This is a genomic window from Xanthomonas albilineans, from assembly GCF_002939705.1.
Classification (GTDB): Bacteria; Pseudomonadota; Gammaproteobacteria; order Xanthomonadales; family Xanthomonadaceae; genus Xanthomonas_A; species Xanthomonas_A albilineans.
Genome location: NZ_MDCB01000018.1, coordinates 46,241 through 53,241 on the forward strand (window position 1 = coordinate 46,241; position 7,001 = coordinate 53,241).

Sequence of the window (7,001 nt, forward strand, 5' to 3'; positions counted from 1 at the left end):
ATGGCTCACGATACCCTCAAGACCGCATCCGTCCTCGCCTTCGAGCGCAAACTCGATCCGTCCGACGCGCTGTTCTTCTCCGGCAGTTGGTCCGCACGCCATACGGCGCGCGATTGGCAGCCGGTGCGCATCCGCGAAAAGTCGGTGCGCGGCACCATTTCCAACCGGCTCAAGGACAAGAGCAAGGAACAATCCGACCCGGCCAAACTCGACGCCGCCATCCAGAACCCCAACCTGCAAACCGTGGACGTCGCCGCACTCCCGCTGGAGGCGGACACGCTGAAAGTGCAGTTCACCCTGCGCGTGCTTGACGGCACTGGCGAACCTTCGGCCTGCAACGATACCGACTATCGCAAGAAACTCCTCGGCACCGTCAGTGATTACCTGCAGCAGCATGGCTTCAGCGAGCTGGCACGGCGCTACGCGGCGAATCTCGCCAATGGTCGCTTCCTCTGGCGCAACCGCATCGGTGCAGAACAGGTGGAGGTGCATGTCGCGCACCTGCGCGACGGTAACCCAGTGACGCAGTGGACCTTCCAGGCGCTTGACCATGCCCTACGCACGCTGTCCGCACCCAGCGACGCAGCCGAGAGCCTGAACGCCTTGGCCGCGACCATCGCCGACGGCCTGACCGGCAAGACACATGTGCTACTGCAAGTCACCGCCTTCGTCCGCATCGGTGCCGGTCAGGAAGTGTTCCCCTCGCAGGAACTGATCCTCGATCGCGGCCGCGGCGACAAAAGCAAGACGCTCTACGCCGTCGGCGAAGGCAACAAAGCCGTGGCAGCCATTCACTCGCAGAAGATCGGCAATGCACTGCGCACCATCGACACGTGGTATCCGGGTGTCGAGGAAAACGGCGCGATTGCCGTCGAACCCTATGGCTCAGTCACCACGCAAGGCAAAGCGTATCGACAACCGAAGGACAAGCAGGACTTCTACAACCTGCTCGATGCGTGGGTGATCAAGGACAAAGTGCCGAGCGTGGAGCAACAGCATTTCGTCATCGCCACGTTGATTCGCGGCGGTGTGTTCGGCGAATCGAACTGAGGCAAGGCTATGCAGCATTATCTCGATCTGCATCTTCGCCCCGACCCGGAGCTTGCGCCTTATCAACTGCTTGGTGCGCTGTACGCGCGCCTGCACCGGTCACTGGTGACATTGAACACCACCAGGATCGGCGTCAGCTTCCCCGGCCATGACAACAACGTGCCGACTCTAGGGACGCATCTGCGGCTGCATGGTGACGACAGCACCCTGCACCATCTGATGGCAACCACCTGGCTGCATGGCGTTCGCGACCATGTGACCATCACCAGCATCGGTGCCGTGCCATCCGAGGCAGTGCACCGACAAGTGACGCGTGTGCAGGCCAAAAGCAGTCCCGAACGCCTGCGTCGGCGCGCCATGCGCCGACATGGGATAAGTGGGGATCTCGCCGTCCAACGCATTCCAGATTCGGCGGCAGAACAGTTGCGACTTCCGTTCGTCGTACTGGGCAGCCGCAGCACCGGCCAAGCCGCGTTCCCGGTCTTCGTACGGCATGGCCCCGTACAGCAAGAACCCGTACCTGGCGACTTCAGCAGTTATGGACTCAGCCGGGGAGCCACCGTTCCCTGGTTCTGACCCTTTTTTTCTTACGACCAAACCCACCAAGGAAAAACAAACACTTAGCAGCCGCCCCAGAAAAAGGGGTTGGCTGCTTTTCTTTATGCGTTTATCTTTCAAGTCAAAGACTTGGATAATAGAACGCCTAGTTCACTGCCGTGTAGGCAGCTCAGAAAGATATGTCACGAGCTGCAAGGTCGCGCTTAGAGTTCACTGCCGTGTAGGCAGCTCAGAAATGGGGTGGTGTTCGGTGGGAACTGGCGAACACGTTCACTGCCGTGTAGGCAGCTCAGAAAAATGCTCAGCGATATCATGCCACTTATGCTTAGTTCACTGCCGTGTAGGCAGCTCAGAAATCATGATGTTGTTGCAGCGCGGTCGGCTGCGGGTTCACTGCCGTGTAGGCAGCTCAGAAATGTGGGAAAAGTCTGATCTGCGGATTTTGTAAGTTCACTGCCGTGTAGGCAGCTCAGAAAACCCGGTAGTGCCGGGCGACGTGTCGCAGGAGGTTCACTGCCGTGTAGGCAGCTCAGAAATCATTGAATTTCTGCCACGGGGTTGGCAGCCCGTTCACTGCCGTGTAGGCAGCTCAGAAATTTTTTGCTGCCCTGTGCCGACGCTGCCAGCAGTTCACTGCCGTGTAGGCAGCTCAGAAAGTGAGCGCTGGGCGCGCGTGTATCCGGCGGCTGTTCACTGCCGTGTAGGCAGCTCAGAAACATCGACCATTACCTTGCTCATCATTTCCATTGTTCACTGCCGTGTAGGCAGCTCAGAAATAATCCGGTCCGGATCGCCGTGCAACTAGGGAGTTCACTGCCGTGTAGGCAGCTCAGAAAGGAACTGGATGGGGAAGGATTCCGAGAAGTCGGTTCACTGCCGTGTAGGCAGCTCAGAAACAGCCCAGCCGCTGCGCCCAAGGCAGCGTTACGTTCACTGCCGTGTAGGCAGCTCAGAAAAGTCCGAGCAGGACGGCGGTCTGTAGGCCGAAGTTCACTGCCGTGTAGGCAGCTCAGAAAGTGCGCAGCATCGAAGCATGGATGATCGAAAAGTTCACTGCCGTGTAGGCAGCTCAGAAAGGAAGATTTCGACTGCGAAAGCGCTGCTTATGGTTCACTGCCGTGTAGGCAGCTCAGAAAAGAAGGCCATCGGCGCGGTCATCGCGCAAGGCGTTCACTGCCGTGTAGGCAGCTCAGAAATATTAGCTTGCGCTACCTCCTGGTAATTTACCAGTTCACTGCCGTGTAGGCAGCTCAGAAATGATCGCCTACCCACGTCGCAGCATCCGCACGGTTCACTGCCGTGTAGGCAGCTCAGAAACAAAGGAATCGCCACATTGCCACCGAAAAATCGTTCACTGCCGTGTAGGCAGCTCAGAAAAAGCTGCGTCACGCTCAATGCGCGCGGACTGGGTTCACTGCCGTGTAGGCAGCTCAGAAAAAGCTGCAGGCATGAACCAGCCTCAATTTGCTGTTCACTGCCGTGTAGGCAGCTCAGAAATAGCGCCACGAGTGCCGGTGCTTCCCCGCCGAGTTCACTGCCGTGTAGGCAGCTCAGAAACATGCCGTTTTACCTACGCTTCCGATTGCTGCGTTCACTGCCGTGTAGGCAGCTCAGAAACCTCCACCCATCGACAACACAGGAGAACGGATGTTCACTGCCGTGTAGGCAGCTCAAAAAAGTCATTTCGCCCTCGTCGCGGGCCCTGGAAAGTTCACTGCCGTGTAGGCAGCTCAGAAAGTCAACTGGCTGGACAACGCCGGCCTGGTGACATTCACTGCCGTGTAGGCAGCTCAGAAACATACCGCCCGCAATCGTTCCACCGACAGCGCGTTCACTGCCGTGTAGGCAGCTCAGAAATGCATAAGAGGAATGAACATGGGCTTTCTGGAGTTCACTGCCGTGTAGGCAGCTCAGAAAATGGTGTGACGCTGGAAGATCCAACCGAATACGTTCACTGCCGTGTAGGCAGCTCAGAAATTGACGGCGCTTCGCTATGTGGCAGGAGGTTTGTTCACTGCCGTGTAGGCAGCTCAGAAAATTGAATCGGTATCTTGCACAATCTATATAACGTTCACTGCCGTGTAGGCAGCTTGTCACCAGCACTTTCAATCTTCATCTTCATGGCGTTGCGCATAGAAATCTGCCGCCGCCTCGATCAGGTAGGTATAGCGTTTCACCATCGCCTGCCAGGCCAGCGCCTCCACTTGGTGTTCGACGTGGATATCCTCCGGCACCTCGCTAACCTCATCGATCAACTTTGGGACTTCGTGATTCCACCAACGCAGCATCAGGTCTGGCCGCTGATGCGTGCGAATCAGCGACTCCACCAGCGACTGCATCGCCGCGAATTGCCGCACCGTGCGAATGCGCTGGCCTTCCAAGAAGTGCGTGCGCTCCTGTTGCTCAGCCAACGCCTCTTCCAGGGCATCCAGCCGCTGGCGGAGGTCAGCAGGCCCTCGACCGAAAACTCTCATGCGATTACTCCCCGCCCAGCGCGAGCCGGGGCACCTGCGGTGCTTTCAGCAACAGCTTCTTGAAGTAGCTGTCCTTGTAGTAAAAAATCTTGTCCGCCAGGATCGGATAGCCAATGCCCTCAATGAACACGATGGCTTTATCCGGCGCCAGTCCCTTGACCTCATCCGGATTCATCAGCGGACGCCGATCCAGCACCTCGGTATAGCTGTGGCTGTTGCCTTGGCCGTAAGACTGCGTGCGCTGCCGACGGCGCACGGTAGTCTCGCCCAACATCTTCGAGTACTCCTCGGCATCGCGTTGCTCTCGCGGAGTGAACACGATCCGCACGCCGAGATTGGTGATCAAGCCGCGCGCTGTGTCGGCACCATAGACCGATTCCAACTGCGCAATCGACTGAATCACGATCACGATGCGGATGCCATAGCCGGCCACCCAGCCCACGGCCACCGGAACGATCTCCACCCGACCCAGCGCGGTGAACTCGTCGAGCATGAACATGCACTGGTATTTCAAATCTGGGTTGTGCTCGGGCAACTCGCGGCCATTGAGTTTGATCGCCTGCTCGAAGAACAGATTCAACACCCCTTTGGCTTCGATCAGTTTGGCCGGACTGACGCCGACGTAGATGGACTGGACGGTCTTGCGCAACTTGCTCAGGTCGAAATCGTTGTCGCTGGTGGCCGCGTCCACAATCGGGTTGCTGAAAATGTTCAACGGCGCCAGCGCCGTTTCGATGGCGGAGGTGAAGGTTTCCGGCGCCAGGCCGGCCAGGTTGTTCAGGCCGGTCCGCGCATGTGAACCAAGCATCGGCTGCTTGAGCAATTCGGCCAAGTACTGTTGCAGCGACTGCCCATGTTTGAGGTCTGCGCCGGCGAGCAGACGATAGACGCCCCCCAGTGTAGGCAAGTCCGTCTCGGGTGCAGTCCTCTTTTTGGAAACATACTGGTCGAACAGGTACTCGCAGGCAGCGGTGAACGTCTTTCTCGCAATGGCCGGCCAGAATGGATTGTCGCCGCTCATCTCCTTGTACAGCGTGGCGGCGATAGCGACGATGTCGCCGTTACGATGGTTCGGGTCCAAGCGCACATAGCCCAGCGGATTCCAGCGGTGCGTGCTGCCATCGTCGCTGAACGGATCGAACAGATACACCTTGCCGTATTTGGCGCGCTGGCCTGCGGTTTTTTCCCATGCCTCGCGCTTGACGTCCAGGATCACCGCCGACTCCAGCCATGCCAGCAAATTCGGAATGACCACGCTCACGCCCTTGCCACCACGTGTACTGGCAGCTAACAACAAATGCTTGGACTTGATGCGGATGAAGCGGCGACCGAAGCGGCAGGCAATCAACCCATGCGGATCATCCTTGAGCACATCGTGCCGGGACAGATCCCCGCTGCGCGCCCAGCGCACATTGCCATACAAATCCGGCACCTTCGTCCGCAGCATGGCATACACCATGATGAGGTAGAGCATGACAGGCAAGCCGAAGCCGCAGATACCCGACAGCTTGATTTTCGTTGCATATGGATGCCACACAGGCTGATACACCACCTGCCAATAGCGCCAATAGGTCAGCAGATGAACCTGCGCGTGTTCCCCGAGCAGGGTCAGCACAAGAACGCCGGACAGATACAGCCCAGCAATGGCAACGGGCAGCAACGCGATGAGGGCGGTAATGCCTTTGGTGCGCGAATTCATCGGGGGAACTCTTCCTTGGAAAATCGGGTGTGAAGGAGACTGCAACGCCCCGTGGCGGGTGAAGTGTCAAGTGCGATGTTGCTCGGCGCATGGTCGTCCATGCGGTGTTGCCTGGATGAATTTCGGTTACCGCCTACATCTTCATGACCATGCCCTGCCCTTGCATCTGCGCCGCGCGCTGGGCCTGCATGGCCTGCTGCTCGGCGAGGTTCTGCTGCTCCACCGTCTGCAATTGCTGGCTGACCTGGGCCACGTCCGGCGCTTGCGTCAGTTGCGGCGCAGACACTGTCGCCCATAATTTCCCGTTGGATTCCACCACGTAATCCGGCTTCTGGGTCATAGCACCCTGCGACAAATCCAAGTAGACCTTGTCCACTTCAGTCTGGCCCAGCTTGCGTGTCTCCACGACAACTTGCGCCGCGTGGCGGTCCAACTGCTCCGCATCCGGCACGGGACGGCCCCAGCGTTCATGCACCTCGGCAATGGCATCGCGCGCCTGCTCGAACAGCGCATGGCGCGGATGCGCCGGATGACGCATATCCTCGGCGGTGATCGCCACGGGGGCGATGGCACGACTGGGCGGTGCCGGTGCATGGGTCGCTTCCCGTGCACGCCAGGTGGCGGCATGCTGCTCGGGCGATTGCGCCAACGCATGCTCGGGATCGATCCGCAGCACTTTGTTCTTCTCGTACATCGAGAACGGATTTTCGTAGGCCAGCAATTGGCCCTGGTGCTGTTTGAAGCCTTTGATGCTGTGTTCGAAAGTGTTATCGACGCCCAGGGTATTGGTGAACGCGGCAGCCAGTCGTTCCTGCTGCTCCGGACCGTAGGGTAATTTGTCGCCATTCCTGGGCAAGATATGGGACTCGTGCAGCGCGCTCTTGAACAGGGTATAACGCGAGTGCAGCGGATGGCCCGGATGACGGAAGTCTTGGAGATGCTCATCCGAACGCGGTGGGCGCGTCGGCGGGGTATACAACATCGCCTCGCCCGCTTGGCGCTGTTCGTGTGGATGTGACCGGGTGTCTTGGTTGTGGCGCTGTTCGTGTTCGCGTTGCTGCGCGTCCACGGCCTGACGATGCAACTGCGCATGTTGCTGCGCGAGGCGCTGTTGCTGCTCGCGCACTGCCTGCGCTTGCTGTTCCTGCTGCTGCAATTGCGCGATCCGCGCCTGTTCCTGCATGTCCACGCTGGCTGGTTTTTCATGGGCCGGGGCGCTG

Annotated in this window: 5 protein-coding genes and 1 CRISPR repeat array; of the genes, 2 read left to right on the forward strand and 3 right to left on the reverse strand. The window is 58.8% G+C overall.

What is annotated here, in order from left to right; all coding sequences use genetic code 11:
- Complete coding sequence (csy3, locus tag XalbCFBP2523_RS13970) at positions 1 to 1,050, forward strand: type I-F CRISPR-associated protein Csy3 (protein WP_045766480.1); 1,050 nt, start codon at positions 1 to 3, stop codon at positions 1,048 to 1,050.
- Positions 1,051 to 1,059: 9 nt separating this feature from the next.
- Positions 1,060 to 1,626 (forward strand): type I-F CRISPR-associated endoribonuclease Cas6/Csy4, encoded by a 567-nt coding sequence (cas6f, locus tag XalbCFBP2523_RS13975; RefSeq protein WP_045766481.1) that lies wholly within the window; start codon positions 1,060 to 1,062, stop codon positions 1,624 to 1,626.
- A gap of 130 nt (positions 1,627 to 1,756) precedes the next feature.
- A CRISPR array of direct repeats spans positions 1,757 to 3,705; the repeat unit is 28 nt; unit sequence GTTCACTGCCGTGTAGGCAGCTCAGAAA.
- Positions 3,706 to 3,713: 8 nt separating this feature from the next.
- Here cas6f and XalbCFBP2523_RS13980 read toward each other — a convergent pair.
- The 3 genes from XalbCFBP2523_RS13980 to XalbCFBP2523_RS16610 form a co-directional block, all read right to left on the reverse strand.
- The gene (locus tag XalbCFBP2523_RS13980) at positions 3,714 to 4,082 is read right to left on the reverse strand and encodes a hypothetical protein (protein ID WP_146084089.1); all 369 of its coding nucleotides are present in this window, start codon (positions 4,080 to 4,082) and stop codon (positions 3,714 to 3,716) included.
- Positions 4,083 to 4,086: 4 nt separating this feature from the next.
- Positions 4,087 to 5,781, reverse strand: a complete 1,695-nt coding sequence (locus tag XalbCFBP2523_RS13985) for a type IV secretory system conjugative DNA transfer family protein (RefSeq protein WP_045766483.1) — start codon at positions 5,779 to 5,781, stop codon at positions 4,087 to 4,089.
- A 133-nt stretch (positions 5,782 to 5,914) separates the two neighbouring features.
- Positions 5,915 to 7,001: XVIPCD domain-containing protein (locus XalbCFBP2523_RS16610; protein ID WP_343251076.1), on the reverse strand; the 1,087-nt coding region annotated here is incomplete at its 5' end.

What these genes read in the sequence shown, in the direction of transcription:
- csy3 (WP_045766480.1), top strand. Translation starts at nt 1, where the DNA reads ATGGCTCACGATACCCTCAAGACCGCATCCGTCCTCGCCTTCGAGCGC.
- cas6f (WP_045766481.1), top strand. Translation starts at nt 1,060, where the DNA reads ATGCAGCATTATCTCGATCTGCATCTTCGCCCCGACCCGGAGCTTGCG.
- XalbCFBP2523_RS13980 (WP_146084089.1), bottom strand. Translation starts at nt 4,082, where the DNA reads ATGAGAGTTTTCGGTCGAGGGCCTGCTGACCTCCGCCAGCGGCTGGAT.
- XalbCFBP2523_RS13985 (WP_045766483.1), bottom strand. Translation starts at nt 5,781, where the DNA reads ATGAATTCGCGCACCAAAGGCATTACCGCCCTCATCGCGTTGCTGCCC.